The 17088-nt window shown below is 65.2% G+C and carries 16 protein-coding genes; 3 read left to right on the top strand and 13 right to left on the bottom strand.

Annotated elements, in window-relative coordinates; all coding sequences use genetic code 11:
* From ybeY to murJ, 11 genes are all read right to left on the bottom strand, one after another.
* Entirely contained in the window at nucleotides 1-498 is a 498-nt protein-coding gene (gene ybeY, locus P6U30_RS00145; protein WP_407167588.1) for an rRNA maturation RNase YbeY, read from the bottom strand.
* A 68-nt stretch (nucleotides 499-566) separates the two neighbouring features.
* A complete protein-coding gene (locus P6U30_RS00140; RefSeq protein ID WP_407167587.1) occupies nucleotides 567-1622 on the bottom strand; it encodes a PhoH family protein in 1056 nt (351 codons plus the stop codon).
* Nucleotides 1623-1627: 5 nt separating this feature from the next.
* Nucleotides 1628-3022: a tRNA (N6-isopentenyl adenosine(37)-C2)-methylthiotransferase MiaB gene (gene miaB / locus P6U30_RS00135; RefSeq protein ID WP_407167586.1), complete on the bottom strand. Its 1395-nt coding sequence runs from the start codon at nucleotides 3020-3022 to the stop codon at nucleotides 1628-1630.
* 213 nt (nucleotides 3023-3235) lie between these two features.
* Complete coding sequence (locus P6U30_RS00130) at nucleotides 3236-3919, bottom strand: HAD family hydrolase (protein ID WP_407167585.1); 684 nt, start codon at nucleotides 3917-3919, stop codon at nucleotides 3236-3238.
* A 4-nt stretch (nucleotides 3920-3923) separates the two neighbouring features.
* Entirely contained in the window at nucleotides 3924-4379 is a 456-nt protein-coding gene (locus P6U30_RS00125) for a Fur family transcriptional regulator (RefSeq protein WP_407167584.1), read from the bottom strand.
* Between the two features lie 54 nt (nucleotides 4380-4433).
* Nucleotides 4434-4919 carry a ribosomal protein S18-alanine N-acetyltransferase gene (gene rimI, locus P6U30_RS00120; RefSeq protein WP_407167583.1) on the bottom strand — a complete coding sequence of 162 codons (486 nt, stop codon included), beginning with the start codon at nucleotides 4917-4919 and terminating at the stop codon, nucleotides 4434-4436.
* On the bottom strand, nucleotides 4916-5614 hold the full coding sequence (tsaB, locus tag P6U30_RS00115) for a tRNA (adenosine(37)-N6)-threonylcarbamoyltransferase complex dimerization subunit type 1 TsaB (protein ID WP_407167582.1): 699 nt from the start codon (nucleotides 5612-5614) through the stop codon (nucleotides 4916-4918). Before tsaB ends, rimI begins: the two co-directional genes overlap by 4 nt.
* Nucleotides 5615-5701: 87 nt before the next feature.
* The gene (locus P6U30_RS00110; RefSeq protein ID WP_407149426.1) at nucleotides 5702-6271 is read right to left on the bottom strand and encodes a NifU family protein; all 570 of its coding nucleotides are present in this window, start codon (nucleotides 6269-6271) and stop codon (nucleotides 5702-5704) included.
* A gap of 413 nt (nucleotides 6272-6684) precedes the next feature.
* Nucleotides 6685-7179 (bottom strand): universal stress protein, encoded by a 495-nt coding sequence (locus tag P6U30_RS00105; protein WP_407149425.1) that lies wholly within the window; start codon nucleotides 7177-7179, stop codon nucleotides 6685-6687.
* 144 nt (nucleotides 7180-7323) lie between these two features.
* Nucleotides 7324-8376 (bottom strand): tryptophan--tRNA ligase, encoded by a 1053-nt coding sequence (gene trpS, locus P6U30_RS00100; RefSeq protein ID WP_407167581.1) that lies wholly within the window; start codon nucleotides 8374-8376, stop codon nucleotides 7324-7326.
* Between the two features lie 84 nt (nucleotides 8377-8460).
* Nucleotides 8461-9999: a murein biosynthesis integral membrane protein MurJ gene (gene murJ / locus P6U30_RS00095; protein ID WP_407167580.1), complete on the bottom strand. Its 1539-nt coding sequence runs from the start codon at nucleotides 9997-9999 to the stop codon at nucleotides 8461-8463.
* Between the two features lie 256 nt (nucleotides 10000-10255).
* On the opposite strand from murJ, the gene P6U30_RS00090 reads away from it, so the two are divergent.
* On the top strand, nucleotides 10256-11257 hold the full coding sequence (locus P6U30_RS00090) for an adenosine kinase (protein WP_407167579.1): 1002 nt from the start codon (nucleotides 10256-10258) through the stop codon (nucleotides 11255-11257).
* Between the two features lie 260 nt (nucleotides 11258-11517).
* Here P6U30_RS00090 and P6U30_RS00085 read toward each other — a convergent pair whose 3' ends face one another.
* Together P6U30_RS00085 and P6U30_RS00080 are read right to left on the bottom strand one after the other, a co-directional pair.
* On the bottom strand, nucleotides 11518-13212 hold the full coding sequence (locus P6U30_RS00085; protein WP_407167578.1) for an AMP-binding protein: 1695 nt from the start codon (nucleotides 13210-13212) through the stop codon (nucleotides 11518-11520).
* A gap of 214 nt (nucleotides 13213-13426) precedes the next feature.
* A complete protein-coding gene (locus tag P6U30_RS00080; protein WP_407167577.1) occupies nucleotides 13427-14620 on the bottom strand; it encodes a serine hydrolase domain-containing protein in 1194 nt (397 codons plus the stop codon).
* A 360-nt stretch (nucleotides 14621-14980) separates the two neighbouring features.
* On the opposite strand from P6U30_RS00080, the gene P6U30_RS00075 reads away from it, so the two are divergent.
* Together P6U30_RS00075 and P6U30_RS00070 are read left to right on the top strand one after the other, a co-directional pair.
* Nucleotides 14981-15301, top strand: coding sequence for a hypothetical protein (locus tag P6U30_RS00075; protein ID WP_407167576.1), 321 nt, complete (start codon nucleotides 14981-14983; stop codon nucleotides 15299-15301).
* A 267-nt stretch (nucleotides 15302-15568) separates the two neighbouring features.
* Nucleotides 15569-17062: an NAD-dependent succinate-semialdehyde dehydrogenase gene (locus tag P6U30_RS00070; protein WP_407167575.1), complete on the top strand. Its 1494-nt coding sequence runs from the start codon at nucleotides 15569-15571 to the stop codon at nucleotides 17060-17062.
* The last annotated feature ends 26 nt before the right edge of the window (nucleotides 17063-17088 follow it).

The following is a 17088-nucleotide window of genomic DNA, read 5'->3' as shown; positions in this document are numbered from 1 at the left end:
TCAGTCCATCCGATCCGCGTAGGGGTCGGGAATGCCGAGGAAGCCGAGAATCTCGCGCTCGAGACTTTCCATGTCCTCGGCATCTCTGTCGTTCTCGTGGTCGTAGCCGATCAGGTGCAGGAAGCCGTGCACCGCAAGATGGCTCAAATGGTGGTCGAACGGCTTCTGCTCCTCGTCGGCTTCCCGCCGCGTCGTCTCGTAGGCGATCGCGATGTCGCCCAGCATCCGCGGTGTATCGTCCGGCCCGCCGTCGCCGGTCGGCTGCAGCGCGGGAAACGACAGCACGTTGGTCGGCTTGTCGATGCTGCGCCAATTGTTGTTCAGGGTGCGGATGCCGGCGTCGTCGGTCAGCATGATCGCGAGCTCGGCGTCCCCGACATCGGCGTCGGCGATTTGCGCGGCCGCCTCGATTGCCCGATGGATCACCGCTTCGGCATTGGGCTCGGTCCGCCAGCATTCGGCTGTGACGAGAACCTCGGTTGCGGGAAAGGAGGACACGGTAGTTCCAAAATCTGCGTTATGGCCGGACCCTGTATCGCGCGTGCGGCCGGCCGAAGCTGTTGGTCTCAAGATCTGGCGCTTGCCGGCCGCGGCGGCAATCCCTCATAGGCGGCCACGATGCGCGCCACCAGCTCGTGGCGAATGACGTCTCCGGCGGTGAAATGCACCTGTGCGATGCCCTCGACGCCGTCGAGCAGCTTCACTGCCTCGGCAAGCCCCGAGGTCTGTCCTTGCGGCAGGTCGATCTGCGAGGGATCGCCGGTGACGATCATCCGGCTGTTCTCGCCGAGCCGCGTCAGGAACATCTTCATCTGCATCGATGTGGTGTTCTGCGCTTCGTCGAGGATGATGGCGGCGTTGGTCAGCGTGCGGCCGCGCATGAAGGCGAGCGGCGCGATCTCGATCTCGCCGCCCTGCAGCGCACGCTCGACCACGCGCGCGTCCATCAAATCGTACAGCGCGTCATAGATCGGGCGAAGATAAGGATCGACCTTCTCCTTGAGATCGCCGGGCAGGAAGCCGAGCCGTTCGCCGGCCTCGACTGCGGGCCGCGTCAGAATGATGCGGTCGACCTCCTTGCGTTCGAACAGTTGCGCAGCATGGGCGACGGCGAGCCAGGTCTTGCCGGTGCCGGCCGGGCCGATGCCGAACACCAGCTCGTGCCGCTTCAGCGCGCGGATGTAGGAATCCTGCGCGGCGGTGCGCGCACGCACCGGCCGCTTGCGCAGGTTGATCGTCTCGAATGTCGGCTTCGCCGTCTTGTTGTCGAACTCGAACAGGGAGCCTTGTGCGATCACCGCGCGGATCGCGCCCTCGACCTCGCCCTGATCGAGGTCGTGCCCCTCGAGGGCCTGCGCGTACAGCGCCTCGAGCACGCGCCGAGCCGCATCGCAGCCGTCGCGCGAGCCGGCGATGGTAACGTGGTTGCCGCGGGAGTCGACGACAACGCCGAGCCGGCGCTCGACCAGCGCGAGGTTCTGGCCGTAGGGGCCGACCAGCGCGGAAGCGGCGCGGTTATCGTCGAAATCGATGACGACCTGGGTCTCAGGTGGAATTTGCATGTCGCGATCAGGTTTGCGGCTGGGAGCGAGCGAAGGCGAATCCGATGCGCTTTTGGGCAAGGATTTCAGGCTCCAATGGTCGTCTGCGAAACCGGGGCTGGGGCGGCCGGCGCTGCGAGCTCGCCGATCAGGCTGTAGCGCTCGAGGCTGTCGATCCGCACGGGAAGGACCTTGCCGATGATGTCAGGCGAAGCCATCACATGGGCGGGCTGCAGGTAGGCGGTGCGGCCGACGATCTGGCCTTCCTTGCGCGGAGCCGCGCGCTCAAACAGCACATCGACCGTTGTGCCGATCGCAGCCCGATTGAAGGCCGATTGCTGGCTGTCGATCAATTCCTGAAGCCGCCCCAAGCGCTCGTCCATCGCCGCTGCTGACACCGTCTCCCGCATCTCCGCCGCCGGCGTGCCCGGCCGTGGCGAATACTTGAATGAATACGCCGCAGCGTACCCGATTTGCATGACAAGCGCGAGGGTGGCGGAAAATTCTTCCTCGGTCTCTCCAGGGAAGCCGACGATAAAATCTGATGAAAAAGCAATATCTTGCCGCGCCGCACGGAACCGGTCGATGACGCGCCTGTAATCATCGGCGGTATGTTTTCGGTTCATGGCGGCGAGGATCCGGTCCGCGCCGGACTGCACCGGCAGGTGCACGAACGGCATCAGCTCGGGCAGATCGCGATGCGCCGCGATCAGCGAGTCGTCGACGTCGCGCGGATGGCTGGTCGAGTAGCGCAGCCGCGCCACGCCGGGGGTCTCGGCGAGCCGCTGCAACAGCTTGCCGAGCGGCCAGACGCGGCCATCGGGACCGTCGCCATGATAGGCGTTGACGTTCTGCCCGATCAGCGTGATCTCGCGGACGCCGTTCTCGGTGAGCTGCGTGACGTCGTCGACGATCCTGGCAACCGGACGCGAGACCTCGGCGCCGCGCGTATAGGGCACCACGCAGAAGGTGCAGAACTTGTCGCAGCCCTCCTGCACGGTGACGAAGGCGGAAATGCCGCGCGTGCGAATCGCGTCCGGCTTCGGCTGCGGCAGGAAGCCGAACTTGTCCTCGACCGGGAATTCCGTTTCCAGCGCGCGGCCGCCGGCCTTGGCGCGCTTCAGCAGTTGCGGCAGGTGATGATAGCTCTGCGGCCCGACGACGATGTCGACGGTCGGCGCGCGATGGATGATCTCCTCGCCCTCGGCCTGCGCAACGCAGCCGGCGACTGCGATCTTCATGTCGCGGCCGTCGCGTGCGGCCTCTTCCTTGGCGACCCGCAGCCGTCCGAGCTCGGAATAAACCTTCTCCGATGCCTTCTCGCGGATATGGCAGGTGTTGAGGATCACGAGATCCGCATCATCTGCGCTCGCGGTCTCGACGAAGCCTTCACCGGCCAGCGTGTCCACCATGCGTTGCGCATCGTAGACATTCATCTGGCAGCCATAGGACTTGATGTGCAGCTTGCGCGGCGTCGACATGGAACCTTGAGTGTGGATTGGAGAACGGCGCCATCAGGGCGCAGGGGTCAAATATAGCTTAAAGGGGCGAAAATCCAGCGGTCCCAGCCCCCGTCCGATCCGGTCATTCCGGGGCGATCCGTCAGCATCGAACGATGGCGCGCGGTTGCGCCTGAGAATCTCGAGATTCCGGGTTCGCTCCCTGCGGTCGGGCCCCGGAATGACGTGGCAGAGTCAGGCCAGCGATCGAGCCTCAGCCGCCAGCCGAGCAATCAAGCCAGGCAGTTCGCGCATATCGGCGAATGTCGCGGCTGTTCCGGCCTTGCGCAACGCGTCCTCGTGTTCCGCCGTGCAATGGCTGCCGCCGTGGAAGCCGAGCACCGTCATGCCGGCGGCGCGGGCGCCGGTGACGCCGTGCACGCTGTCCTCGATCACGACGCAGCGCTCGGGCCGCGCTCCCATCCGCTCGGCCGCGAACAGGAAGATGTCGGGCGCGGGCTTACCGCGCTTGACCTGGGTGGCGGAGAAAATATGCGGCGCGAGCTGGTCGTAGAGCCCGGCGCAGCTCAGGCCGTGGCGAATCTTTTCCGGCGTGCCGCTGGAGGCCACGCATTTCGGCATCGCGAGCGCCGATATCGCCTCGCCGACATGGGCGATCGCGTTGAGGTCATCGGCATAGAAGCTCAGCGTCGCCTGCTTGACCTCCGCCTCGAAGCTATCGGGCAGCCTGCGGCCGATCTCGGTCTCCACGATCTGCCGCGCTTCGCGATCGGACACGCCGAGGAAGCGCTTCAGCACACCGTCGGGCGTGATCGGATAACCGTGACGCGTCAGCGTTTCCGCATGCGCGCGACACGAGATCACCTCGCTGTCAACCAGCACGCCGTCGCAATCGAAAATGATGAGATCGAAGCTCACCCGACTACGACTTGTTGTCTTCATCGAGCGGAACGCAATAGAGCTCGAGGCGATGATCGACCAGCTTGTAGCCGAGCTTGCGTGCGATCTCGGCCTGCAGTTTCTCGATCTCTTCGGAGGTGAACTCGATCACCTTGCCATCGCGCAGATTGATCAGGTGATCGTGGTGGCTCTCCGGCATCTGCTCGTAGCGGGCGCGGCCCTCGCGGAAATCGTGCCGCTCGATGATGCCGGCGTCCTCGAACAGCTTGACCGTGCGATACACTGTCGAAATGGAGATCTTGTCGTCCACCGCCACGCAGCGCCGATACAATTCCTCGACATCGGGATGATCCATGGCTTCGGCCAGCACGCGAGCGATCACGCGGCGTTGTTCGGTCATGCGCATGCCGGTCGCGGCGCAGCGCGCCTCGATGCCGGTGTTGTTCTTTTGCGCAGGCAGGGGTTTCACCGTGGTCATGGGTTTTGAGGCCTTGGGTCGCATGGCAGCCGATGTTCTGCCATCGCGCGGATGTTACGACAAGTCGCGCCGCATCAGAAGCGCGTTCAAATGTTCCCCGCCGGGCTGCTTGTAATAACGTTCGCGCCGGCCGATCACGCCGAATCCGGCTTTTTCATAGAGCCGTCGCGCCGGCTGATTGTTTTCCTCCACCTCGAGGAAGATGGTGCGAACGCCGCGGCCGGCAAGATGACCGAGATGGGTGAGCAAGAGGTCGCGCGACAGGCCGCGTCCGCGCTGGCGGGGATCGATCGCGATCGAGAGGATCTCCGCTTCGTCCGCCGCCATGCGCGAGACGGCAAAGCCAATAACCTGGTGTCCTTGCCGCAGGCGATGCACAAGCGTGTTGCGCTCGCTGAGCATGGCCTCAAACTCAGCTTCGCCCCAGCCGCGGTGAAACGACGCGCCGTGCAGTTGCGCCAGCCGCGCCGCGTCGCGCAATCTCGCGGGCTCGACCATGGGCGCAGCGCCGCCCCACCATCGCGAAAGCCAGGCGATCATGTGGCTAATGGCTGCGGGCTGAGTGGCAGTTGATCGCGCGGCGGCTTCGCGTCAGGCGCCCGCAGATAGAACGGCCGCGGCGGCGCGCTCTCCGGATCGATCGCGGCGCCGACCCAGGCAACCCACGTGATGTCGGGTGCGGGTTGCGCATCGACTTTGAACAGCGGCGTTGCGTCAGCAGGCCAGCGTTCGGCGAGGATCTTTGCCGCGTTGCCGACCAGATGCAGCGCGCCGAGGCTGGCAGCTTCCAGCGCCTCCGCGATCGGCGCCACCTTCGGCTTGATCAGCGGGCTGCCGTCGCCGCCCACCACCTGGAAATAGACGTGGTCGTGCCGCGCATCGATCGCCGACAGGATCGGATGCTCACCGTTGTCGGCAACCACCGGTGCGGCATACGCGGCGAGCGTCGTCAGTCCGACGATCGGTTTCTCCGCGGCGAGCGCAATGCCGCGCGCGGCCGAGAGGCCGACGCGAAGGCCGGTGAAGCTGCCGGGACCGGTGGTGACCGCGATGCGGTCGAGTGCCGTGAAGGCGATGCCGCTGTCCTTCATCACGCGCGCAATCAGCGGCATCAGCGCCTCGGCGTGGCCGCGTTGCATTGCCTGCGATTCGATGGCGATGGTCTTGCCGGCGGCGGTGTCGAGCACAGCCGCGGAGCAGGCGTCAAGCGCGGTGTCGATGGCGAGGATGATCATGAAGGGGCGAATGGCTGATAGCGAATAGCGATTGGAAGATCAGAGCGGACCGCTATTCGCCATTCGCTATGCACCACTCGCCTCCTGTCACATCGGCCGGACTTCCTGCACGTCGGGCACGAAGTGCCGGAGCAGGTTCTGGATGCCGTGCTGCAGTGTGGCGGTCGAGGACGGGCAGCCCGAGCAGGCGCCCTTCATGTTGAGATAGACGATGCCGTCCTTGAAGCCGCGGAAGGTGATGTCGCCGCCGTCATTGGCGACGGCGGGACGCACGCGGGTCTCGATCAGGTCCTTGATCTGCGCGACGGTCTCGGCGTCTTCCTCGTTGAAGAACTCGTCTTGCTCATCGCTGAGATCGTCGCCGCCGGCGGTGCCGTCGGCGAGCAGCGGCGCACCCGACATGTAGTGCTCCATGATCGCGCCGAGGATCGCGGGCTTGAGGTGCTGCCAGTCGCCGTCCGCCTTGGTCACGGTGACGAAGTCCGCGCCGTAAAACACGCCGGTGACGCCTGCCACGGCGAACAGCCGTTCGGCGAGCGGCGAGCGCGCGGCTGATTCCGGCGAGGAGAATTCCATGGTGCCGTTCTCGAGCACGATGCGGCCCGGGATGAACTTCAAGGTGGCGGGATTGGGCGTGGCTTCGGTCTGAATGAACATCTGCTGTCTCCGGCGTCGCCGGTTCAAGGCCGGCGCGTTGGGTTCCATTATAGCGTTTTCGTGCGAAGTGGTACCGGTTCGCAAAAGAAAACGCGTCAAATCAAGGATTAAGATGGCGACCCGGCAACCGCCGATCAAGGCGCGGATGCCGGTTCCAGCCCTGCGTCAACGGCCTAAAGCAGAATGATTTGCATCGAATCGACTCGCGGGCGGCTTCGGTCCACCTCTCCCCGGCGGGGAGAAGTCGGATTGCGCCCGGCGATGCGCCGCATCGTCCGGTGCAATCCGGGTGAGGGGCCTTGCGCTTCTGATAGACCGTAAACCCTCACCCGATTTGCTGGCGCAAATCGACCTCTCCCGAAGGGAGAGGTGGCCTCCGGCGCTGTTTCAGATCAACCTAATCCCATCATGCTTTAGGACAGGCCATCGATGTCGGGATCGGACAGGCCGCCGGGCACGATCGTGACCGGGATGGGGAAGGCGCCCATGGTCTTGGCCATGGTGGTGATGATCGGTCCGGGCCCCTCCGGGCCCGGATTGGCGGCCAGCACCAGCATCGCGATATCGACGTCCTTGTCGATCACGTCGATGATCTGCTCGATCGGGTCGCCCTCGCGAATCACCCGCTCCGGGGTGATTGCGGCAATTCCGTTGGCGCGGCCGGCGGCGCGATCGAGCGCCTCATTGGCGGCTTCCTCGGCCTCGGCGCGCATGATGTCGGCGACGCCAAGCCATTGCTGGTTCTGGTCCTCGGTCTCGATCACCCGCAGCATCACCACGCCGCCGCCGACCCGCTTCGCCCATCGGCTGGCATAGTAGACCGCGCGGTCCCATTCCGCGGTGTCGTCAACGATCACCAGGCATTTCGGCTGGTGGCCCGTCTCGTAGCTGCGTCGCTGGGTGGTCATGCATGTCCCGGTGCTGAGCCAACAGCATGATCCGGAAAAGTGTGCAGCGGTTTTCCGAACAGATCATGCTCAAACGAGGCACATGCTGCCACACTCCCTCTCCGTTTGGGAGAGGGCGCCGCGGTTCCTGTTCGTCGTGTCGTATCAGCGCTGGCGGATGAAGCCGACGATATCCTTGGTCATGCGCATGGTCTCGTCGGCGATGACACGGGCGCGGTTGGCGCCGTCGGCGAGCACCGCGTCGACATGGCCTGGATCGGCAACCAGCTTCTTCATCTCGGCCGCGATCGGCGCCAGCTTGGTGACGCACACCTCGACCAGCGCGTTCTTGAAGCTGGAGAACTGCCCGCCGCCGAATTGCTTCAGCACGTCCTGCTTGCTGATGCCGGCCAGCGCCGCGTAGATGCCGACGAGGTTGTCGGCCTCGGGGCGCGTCTCCAGGCCTTTCTCCTCGGTCGGCAGCGGTTCCGGGTCGGTCTTCGCCTTGCGGATCTTCTGGGCGATGGCGTCGGCGTCGTCGGTGAGGTTGATGCGCGAATTGTCCGATGCGTCCGACTTCGACATCTTCTTGGTGCCGTCGCGCAGGGACATCACCCGCGTCGCAGGTCCGGTGATCAGCGGCTCGGGCTGCGGGAAGAACAGGCCGTCGGTAAAGCCGTGACCGCGGATTGAATCGCCGAAGTCATTGTTGAACTTCTGCGCGATGTCGCGGGACAGCTCCAGATGCTGCTTCTGGTCCTCGCCGACCGGCACGTGGGTCGCGCGATACAGCAGAATGTCGGCGGCCATCAGCACCGGATAGTCGTAGAGGCCGACGGAGGCGTTCTCGCGGTCCTTGCCGGCCTTCTCCTTGAACTGGGTCATGCGGTTCAGCCAGCCGATCCGTGCGACGCAGTTGAAGATCCAAGTCAGCTCGGCATGACCGGCGATCTGGCTCTGGTTGAACACGATGTGCTTCTTGGCGTCGATCCCGGCGGCGATGAAGGCCGCGGTCACCTCGCGCGTGTTGCGTGCGAGCTCGGCCGGGCCGCCCCAGACGTCGACGCCTTGCGTAATCGCGTGCATGTCGACCACGCAGTAGATGCAGTTATGCGTCTGCTGCATCTTCACGAAGTTGACGATCGCGCCGAGATAGTTGCCGAGGTGCAGATTGCCCGTCGGCTGGACGCCTGAGAAAACCCGTTCAACGAACGCCATGGTCTCAATTCCCGGAAATGGCTGCTTTTAGAAGCGTTTTGGCTCCAGCGGCGTCGTTTGCCATTTAAGCTCTGCGCGCGCAAGTCAGGCGGGTCGCTTTTGCCTGATGGCGTTTGCCACCTCGCGCCAACCGGTCACGCCGAAAAGCCGCAAAAACAGCCCGTAACTTGCCATGCCGGCGGCAATCAGCAGCAGGAGGGCCGCCGCCTGTACGACACCGTGCGCACCGGCGGCCGGCAGGGCGCCGTTCGCAAGCCACAGCACGGCGCCCATCGCGAGCGCCGCGGCGAGGATGCGCGGCAGACGGCGGCGCGCATCGGCATCGATCGAGAAGCCGAAGCTTGCCGCGCCGTTCCGGATCAGCGCCAGCGCGTTGCTCCAGGCGCCGAGAGCGATGCCGGCGGCAATCCCGTTGGCGCCGAAGAAATGCCCGAACAGGAAGGCCGAGGCGACCGCGACCAGGATCGCCTTCAGTGTCGCGACGAGCGGCGTCAGCGTGTCCTCGCGGGCAAAGAACGCCGGCGACAAGGCCTTCACCAGCACATGGGCCGGCAGGGCGAGCGCGAGCCAGATCAGGGCCTGTGCTGTCGCCGCAGTGTCATCGGCGGTGAAGGCGCCGCGCTGGAACAAGAGGCGCGCGATCGGCTCGCTCAGCACCATCAGGCCGAGCGTCGCCGGGAAGGCCAGCCCGACCGCAAGCTCGAGGCCGCGCGATTCCGCGTGCGCGATCGCGGTGTGCTCGCCGCTCCGGACCGCCCGGGTCATCTCCGGCACCAGCACCGTGCCCATCGCGACGCCGACGATGCCGAGCGGCAGTTCGAGCAGGCGGTTGGCGAAATACAGCCACGACACTGCCGACGGCGACGTCGAGGCGATCACCGCGCCGGCCACCACAAGCCATTGCGGCGCGCTGCTCGCGACCATGCCGGGCACCGCGCGCCCGAGAAAGCCGCGCATCTGTTGATCGAAGGAGACGCGAAGCGGCGAGGCGGCCTGGCCGCCGCGCAGGACCAGCATCGAGAGTTGCAGGAAGCCGGCGACGCCGATCGTCGCCGCCATCACCTGCGCGGCTTGAACCGGATCCTGCTGCCGCAGCAGCAGCACGGCCATCACTGATATCAGCGCGATATTGAACAGCAGCGGCGAGAACGCCGTCAGCGCGAAGCGGCCCTGCGCGTTGAGTAGCGCCATCATCACCGTGACGGGACCGGCGAAGGCGAGATAGGGCAGCATCAGCCTTGCGTCGTCGACCGCGAATTGCAGCGCGCCGCGACCGACAAAGCCCGGCGCGATCACCGTGATCACCAGCGGCATCAGCACGCCGAGCGCGAGCGCGGCCGCGATCACGGCGGCGCTCACGGTGCCGAGCACGCGGCCGGCATAGGCCGCCGCCGCGGCTTCGCCGTCGTTATGGCGAACCTTGAGCCAGGCCGGCACCAGCGCGGCGTTCAGTCCGCCCTCCGACAACAGGCGCCGCACCACGTTCACAAGCTGAAACGCGGCCAAGAAGGCGTCCGCCACCGGGCCGGCGCCGAGCAGCGCCGCGATCACGGAATCGCGCACGAAACCGAGCAGCCGCGAGGCCAGCGTTCCCGAGGACACCGTGAGGAAGGAGCGGATCATCGCGCCTGTATAGCAGCCGCACGTGCTGCTGCCAGCGGCAGGCTGCCAAACCCGTCACCCTGAGGTGCGAGCGGAGCGAGCCTCGAAGGGTCGACGGCCACCAACGGGGCCGTTCATCCTTCGAGGCTCGCCCAGCGGCGCAACTGCGCCGCAAGGCTCGCACCTCAGGATGACGGTGCGATGGCGTGGCTTGCTGCCGTCGGGCGTAACGTGATAGGCCGCGCCCTTCTGGGCGGCGTTAACACAGGGCAGGTCAATGGCTGACGCAAAATATGACGTTCTCGGGATCGGCAACGCGATCTTTGACGTGCTGGTGCAGACCGACGAGGCATTCCTCGCTCGTCATGGCATGACCAAAGGTTCGATGCAGCTCATCGACGAAGCCCGCGCCACCGCGATCTACAGCGACATGGGCCAGGCGACCGAGATGTCGGGCGGCTCCGCCGCCAACACCATCGTCGGCGTCGGCAATCTCGGTGCGCGGGCGGCCTATGTCGGAAAGGTCAAAGACGACCAGATCGGCAAGCTCTACGTGCACGACATCCGCGCCGTCGGCGTGACCTTCGACACCAAACCGGCCACGGCCGGGCCGGCCACCGGCTGCTCCTACATCCTGGTAACGCCGGATGGCGAGCGCACCATGAATACCTATCTCGGTGCGGCGCAGGACCTGACGCCGGACGACATCGATCCGGCCCAGATCGAAGCCGCAAGCATCATCTATCTCGAGGGTTATCTCTGGGACCCGAAGAACGCCAAGGAGGCCTTCGTCAAGGCGGCGACGATCGCGCATGGCGCGGGGCGCCAGGTCGCGCTGACGCTGTCGGATTCGTTCTGCGTCGATCGCTACCGCGACGAGTTCCTCGGGCTGATGCGCAAGGGCACCGTGGACCTGGTGTTCTCCAACGAGGCCGAGCTGCACTCGCTGTACCAGACCTCGGACTTCGACACGGCGTTGCAGCAGTTCGGCAAGGACACCAAGCTCGGCGTCGTCACTCGCAGCGAGAAGGGCTGCGTCGTGGTGTCGAAGGATGGCGTCACCGCAGCACCGGCCTATCCGATCGACCGGCTGGTCGACACCACCGGCGCCGGCGACCTGTTCGCCGCCGGCTTCCTGGTCGGTCTCGTGCGCAACGCCGGCTATGAAAATGCCGGCCGGCTCGGTGCGCTCGCCGCCGCCGAAGTGATCCAGCACATCGGCGCGCGTCCCCTGGTGTCGCTGAAGGACCTGGCACAGCAGAAGGGCTTGCGGGTGTAGGGGCCCATCGTCCTTCGCCTCTTCCGCTCGCGGGTAGGGCAATCGATTTGGGAGAAAAGCACTCTGCGGCCATCCTTCGAGACGCCCGCCTTTGGCGGGCTTCTCAGGATGAAGTCTTGCGTTGCGGCACAATAGCAGACCCTCATGGTGAGGAGCGCCGCTTGCGGCGCGTCTCGAACCACGAGGCCAAGTATGTGCGCAGCCGCCCAAGGCGGCATATGCGATAGCCCTGCCCGCAAGCGGGGAGGGGAACGAAAGGCTCACGCCGTCTTCGCGGCCTTCAGCCCGAGCCGCGCCTCGACCGTCTCGCGCATCACGAACTTCTGGATCTTGCCGGTCACCGTCATCGGGAATTCGTCGACGAACTCGACGTAGCGCGGGATCTTGTTGTGGGCGATCTGGCCCTGGCAGAAGGCGCGCACTTCGTCCGCGGTGAGCGTCTCGCCGGCCCGCACGCGAACCCAGGCGCACAGCTCCTCGCCATAGCGGTCGTCGGCGACGCCGAAGATCTGCACGTCCTGGATCTTCGGATGGCGATAGAGAAATTCCTCGATCTCTCTCGGATAGAGGTTCTCGCCGCCGCGGATCACCATGTCCTTGATGCGGCCGACGATGTTGCAATAGCCCTCGTCGTCGATCACCGCGAGATCACCGGTGTGCATCCAGCCGCTGGCGTCGAGCACCTCCGATGTCTTCTCCTGATCGTCCCAATAGCCGAGCATGACGCTGTAGCCGCGGGTGCACAGCTCGCCGCGTTCGCCGCGCGGCACCACCTTGCCATCGAGATCGACGATCTTGACCTCGACATGCGGGAGGATGCGTCCGACGGTCGAGACGCGGCGCTCCAGCGGATCGTCGGTCGCGCTCTGGAAGCTCACCGGGCTGGTCTCGGTCATGCCGTAGGCGATCGTCACCTCGCGCATGTTCATCTCGGTGTTGACGCGCTTCATCACCTCGATCGGGCAGGGCGCGCCGGCCATGATGCCGGTGCGCAGCGACGACAGATCGAAGCGCGAGAATTCGGGATGGTCGAGCTCGGCGATGAACATGGTCGGCACGCCGTACACCGCGGTGCACTTCTCCTGCGCGAGGGTCGTCAGCGTCGCCAGCGGATCGAATCCTTCGCCGGGATAGACCATGGTGGTGCCGAGCGTGACGGCGGCAAGGCTGCCCATCACCATGCCGAAGCAGTGATAGAGTGGCACGGGGATGCAGAGGCGGTCCTGCTCGGTCAGGCGCATGGCGCGGCCGACGAAGTAACCGTTGTTGAGGATGTTGTGGTGAGTCAGCGTCACGCCCTTGGGCGAGCCGGTGGTGCCGCTGGTGAACTGGATGTTGACGGGATCGTCGAATTGCAGGCTCTCGCCCAACGCCGCGAGCTGCTCGCGATGGCGCGGCCCGCCCATGCGGGTCACCTCCTCGAACGGAATCGCGCCTGATGCGGCCGGGGCGCCGATCTGGATCACCGCGCGCAACTTCGGCAGCCGCGCCGATTGCAGGCGGCCGGGCTCGGAGCGCGCGAGCTCCGGCAGCAGCGTGTTCAGCATCTCCATATAGGCCGAGGTCTTGAATGCGGTCGCCGTCACGATGGCGGCACATCCGACCTTGCCAAGCGCGAATTCGAGCTCGGTCAGGCGATAGGCCGGATTGATGGTGACCAGGATCAGTCCCGCCTTCGCCGCCGCGAATTGCGTCAGCGCCCATTCCGGCCGGTTCAGCGACCAGATGCCGATCCGCTCGCCGCGCTCCAGCCCGAGGGCGAGGAAGCCCGCGGCCAACGCCTCGACGCGTTCGGCGAATTCGTTCCAGGTCCAGCGCACATTGTGGCTGGGCGAGATCAGCGCCTCGCGGTTGCCCCAGCGCTCGCGTGCGCGGTCGAGGCTACGGCCGATGGTTTCGCCGAGCAGCGGCGTATCGGAAACGCCGCAAACATAACTGTCCGCCCTTGGTGCCAAGACTGTCCTCCTCCAGATCGCGGTTCATGTCGCGTTTTGCGCGATCTTAGACTCTTGGCGTCGCCCGGACACGCCCGACCTATGGCGGGTATTGAAAGATTTCTCTTCGCGTTTGAGCATTCGATCGAAAACGGGCGGCGGGTTCCGCTTCACCTCTCCCCGTAAGAACGGGGAGAGGGAGGAGGCTCCGCTGCGGGAGCTCTTCAAGCCGGCCTCAAGCCGCCTTCTGCCCGCTGTCGACGTCGAGCCCGGCATAGATGCCACTCTCGAAGCCCGCGAAGGCTTCCAGGCAGTGCTTGTCCGCGAACGGCAAGAGCTGCATCAAGATCACGCCGCAGACATCGCGCTCCGGGTCGATCCAGTAGTAGGTGTTGGCGAGGCCCGCCCAGGCGAGGCTGCCGGCGCTGCGGCCTTCCGGCGTCTTGGCGGTGTTGATGAGGAAGCTCAAGCCCCACTTCTTCACCATGTCGGGATAAAGATCGACATCGTTGGTGTACGGCGGCGCCGCCGTCGTCATCTTGCCGACGGTGAGATCGCCCATCTGGTTCTGCGCCATCATCGCGACGGTCTCGGGCTTCAGCAGTTGGTTGCCATTGCCTTCGCCCTTGTTGAGGACCATCTGGCAGAACTTGATGTAGTCAGCCGCGGTCGAATAGAGCCCGCCGCCACCCATGTGGAATTCCGGAGTCTGCTCGAGCTCGAACGGCATCGCTGCCAGCGTGCCGTCCTCGCCGCGGGCGTGCATGCCGACCAGCCGCTTGCGCATATTGTCCGTAATCTTGAAGGCGGTGTCGCTCATCCCGAGCGGCGCGAACATATTGTCATGCAGGTATGCATCGAGCTTCTTGCCGGATGCGGCTTCCACGGCCTTGCCGACGAAGTCGATATTGATGCCGTATTCCCAGCGCGTGCCCGGATCGCTCGCGAGCGGCGTCTTCAGCGCGGCATTCAGGCAGGAGATGATCCCGGGCGTGCCGGTCTTCTCCAGATATTTCCCCATGTCGGCGTTCCACAGATCATAGCAGAAGCCGGCGGTGTGGGTCATGAGCTTGCGCAGCGTGATCGGCCCCTTCGCCGGCCGCAGCTTCGGCTCGCCGCTGGCGTCGAAGCCTTCCAGCACTTGCGGCGCGGCGAGGTCGGGCAGCAGCTTGCCGATCGGCTCGTCGAGCGACAGCTTGCCTTGCTCGACGAGTTGCATCGCGCCCGCTGATGTCACGGCCTTGGTCATCGAGGCGATCCAGAACACGCTGTCCGTGGTCATGGCATCGTCCTTGGACAGGTCGCGTTTACCGAACGCGCCCTGATAGATCACGTCGCTGCCGGTTGCCGCGACCGCGACAACACCGGGTATCTCCTTTGCGTCGCTCTTCTGACGCAGAAGCTGATCGATCTGAGCCTTGCCTTGCATTGGGATGTTCCTCCGGTGGGTTATTGTTTTGGAGTGCGGGGATCATCCTCCCGCTTTTGGACCCCTGCAAGGCGGGCGCGCGGCCGTGACGTCGCGATCGCGTGATGGTCGCCAGGTAGGAGCAGCGCCTGCGCAGGCTCTGGGGGCAACCACGTTCAGCACGCGCGGAGATATTGCGGCGAGTGTTGTCGCAACCTTGGCGGCCGGTCGGAGCGGGCCCCACGGCAACGTGATCGCGAGGCAGATTTCCCTGTCCGATTTTTTGCATTAACGCATTCACATCGCTGTACAAACAGCGCGAGCCGTATCGTTGATTTGAGGAAAAATGGTCGTGATTTTCAAGTTTGCGGGGACGCGATAATGATTTCGACGTGGAGTGAATGGAAGCGGTATCCGCGGCCCGGCCGCGGCGAGAATATCGAGGCGCCGATCAGCCCCGGCCTTTATGAAGTCCGCTACGCAGCGACCGGTGCACTGCACTCGTTCGAGGCGGTCGACAATGTCGCGCAGGCGTTGGCGCTGTTGCAGACCGGCTCGAAATCCTGGTTTGGTCGGCGCGATACCAAGGCGCAGGCCGATCTCGAATATCGCACCTGCGCAACCTCGACCAAGGCGGATGCCAAGGCTGCCGCCCAGCGCATGATCGGCCGTCGTGAGACCTATATGAGCGGCGCGGCGTGAGCTGCCCACGAGTTGTCATTCCGGGGGCGCATCAGAGATGCGAACCCGGAATCTCGAGATTCCCGGGGCGCAATCGCGCATCTGAGGTCTGGTCCTTCGGACCATCCCGGAATGACGAGCAACAGCCGCAAATGAGCGCGAACTCAGCACCGCATTTGCGCGTAAGCAGAGCCGCGTCGTGGACAATGCATTGCGGTGCATTTCGGCCTATATAAGCGGCGAATCCCCTCCGGACATTGACCCTCCAGGACCTTGAGGAGTAACGCCATGACCCCGCCCGTTGCCGCACGCGCTTCGCAATCCGCAGCATCCCTTCGCGACCGGCTGAAGGACCCATCGCTGCTGCGCGACCGCTGCTATATCGATGGCGCCTGGGTCGGTGCGCCGGAGTTTGCGGTCAACAATCCCGCCACCGGCGCGGAACTGATCAAGATTCCGCAGCTCAGCGCGGCCGACGCGACCAAGGCGGTCGAGGCCGCCGAGCGCGCATTTCCGGCCTGGGCCAAGCTAACCGCCAAGCAGCGCTCCAATATCTTGCGCAAGTGGTTCGACCTGATCGTCGCCAATCGCGAGGATCTCGCGTTGATCCTGACCTCCGAGCAGGGCAAGCCGCTGGCCGAAGCTCTTGGTGAGGTCGATATCGGCGCGGCCTATGTCGAATTCTTCGCCGAGGAGGCGCGCCGCGTCTATGGCGAGACGATCCCGACGCAGCGTCCGGACGCCCGCTTGCTGGCGATCCGGCAGCCGATCGGTGTTTGCGGCGCGATCACACCGTGGAATTTCCCGAACTCGATGATCACGCGCAAGGTGTCGCCGGCGCTGGCCGCGGGCTGCACGGTGGTGCTGAAGCCCGCCAACGAGACGCCGCTGTCCGCGCTCGCGCTTGCCGCGCTGGCCGAGAAGGCCGGCGTGCCGAAGGGCGTATTCAACATCATCACCGGTGACGCGCCGCCGATCGGCAAGGTGCTGTGCGAGCATCCGGCGGTGCGCTTCGTCGGCTTCACCGGCTCGACCGAAGTCGGCAAGATCCTCTACCGGCAGGCGTCGGTCGGCGTGAAGAAGCTCGGCCTCGAGCTCGGCGGCAACGCGCCCTTCGTGGTGTTCGACGATGCCGATATCGACGCCGCCGTCGAGGGCGCGATCGTTTCCAAGTACCGCAACATGGGCCAGACCTGCGTCTGCGCCAACCGGCTCTACGCGCAGGACAAGATCTACGACGAGTTCGTGCAGAAGTTGTCGAAGAAGGTCGCCGAGATGAAGATCGGCGACGGCACGGAGGCCGGCGTGGTGCAGGGGCCGCTCATCAACATGGAAGCGGTCGAGAAGGTCGAGCGGCACATCGCGGACGCGGTGAAGGGCGGCGCCACCATCGTGACCGGCGGCAAGCGCGCCGCGCTCGGCCGCAGCTTCTTCGAGCCGACTGTGCTGTCGGGCGTGAAGCCGGACGCGCTGGTGGCGCGTGAGGAAACCTTCGGGCCGCTCGCGCCGGTGATCCGCTTCAAGGACGAGGCCGACGTGATCGCGATGTGCAACGCCTCGCCGTTCGGCCTCGCCTCCTACTTCTATTCGCGCGACATCGGCCGCGTCTGGCGTGTCGCCGAGGCGCTGGAGTCCGGCATGGTCGGCGTCAACTCCGGCCTGATCACCACCGAAGTCGCCCCCTTCGGCGGCGTCAAGGAAAGCGGCCTCGGCCGCGAAGGCTCACGTCACGGCATGGAAGAGTATGTCGAGATCAAATACGTGATGATGGCCGGCGTCTGAAGCACAAGTCGGCAGCATGCCGGCCT

The organism is Bradyrhizobium sp. ORS 111 (assembly GCF_045571485.1).
Taxonomy (GTDB): domain Bacteria; phylum Pseudomonadota; class Alphaproteobacteria; order Rhizobiales; family Xanthobacteraceae; genus Bradyrhizobium.
Note: the sequence above shows the minus strand (reverse complement) of the source record. Positions and strands in the feature narration are given on the sequence as shown.

Excerpts from the sequence above, each read along its gene's own strand:
- miaB (WP_407167586.1), bottom strand. The coding sequence starts at position 3,022 with ATGTCGACGCCGCGCAAGCTGCACATCAAGTCCTATGGCTGCCAGATG.
- P6U30_RS00125 (WP_407167584.1), bottom strand. The coding sequence starts at position 4,379 with ATGACCACGGTGAAACCCCTGCCTGCGCAAAAGAACAACACCGGCATC.
- rimI (WP_407167583.1), bottom strand. The coding sequence starts at position 4,919 with ATGATCGCCTGGCTTTCGCGATGGTGGGGCGGCGCTGCGCCCATGGTC.
- tsaB (WP_407167582.1), bottom strand. The coding sequence starts at position 5,614 with ATGATCATCCTCGCCATCGACACCGCGCTTGACGCCTGCTCCGCGGCT.
- P6U30_RS00110 (WP_407149426.1), bottom strand. The coding sequence starts at position 6,271 with ATGTTCATTCAGACCGAAGCCACGCCCAATCCCGCCACCTTGAAGTTC.
- P6U30_RS00105 (WP_407149425.1), bottom strand. The coding sequence starts at position 7,179 with ATGACCACCCAGCGACGCAGCTACGAGACGGGCCACCAGCCGAAATGC.
- trpS (WP_407167581.1), bottom strand. The coding sequence starts at position 8,376 with ATGGCGTTCGTTGAACGGGTTTTCTCAGGCGTCCAGCCGACGGGCAAT.
- murJ (WP_407167580.1), bottom strand. The coding sequence starts at position 9,999 with ATGATCCGCTCCTTCCTCACGGTGTCCTCGGGAACGCTGGCCTCGCGG.
- P6U30_RS00090 (WP_407167579.1), top strand. The coding sequence starts at position 10,256 with ATGGCTGACGCAAAATATGACGTTCTCGGGATCGGCAACGCGATCTTT.
- P6U30_RS00080 (WP_407167577.1), bottom strand. The coding sequence starts at position 14,620 with ATGCAAGGCAAGGCTCAGATCGATCAGCTTCTGCGTCAGAAGAGCGAC.
- P6U30_RS00075 (WP_407167576.1), top strand. The coding sequence starts at position 14,981 with ATGATTTCGACGTGGAGTGAATGGAAGCGGTATCCGCGGCCCGGCCGC.
- P6U30_RS00070 (WP_407167575.1), top strand. The coding sequence starts at position 15,569 with ATGACCCCGCCCGTTGCCGCACGCGCTTCGCAATCCGCAGCATCCCTT.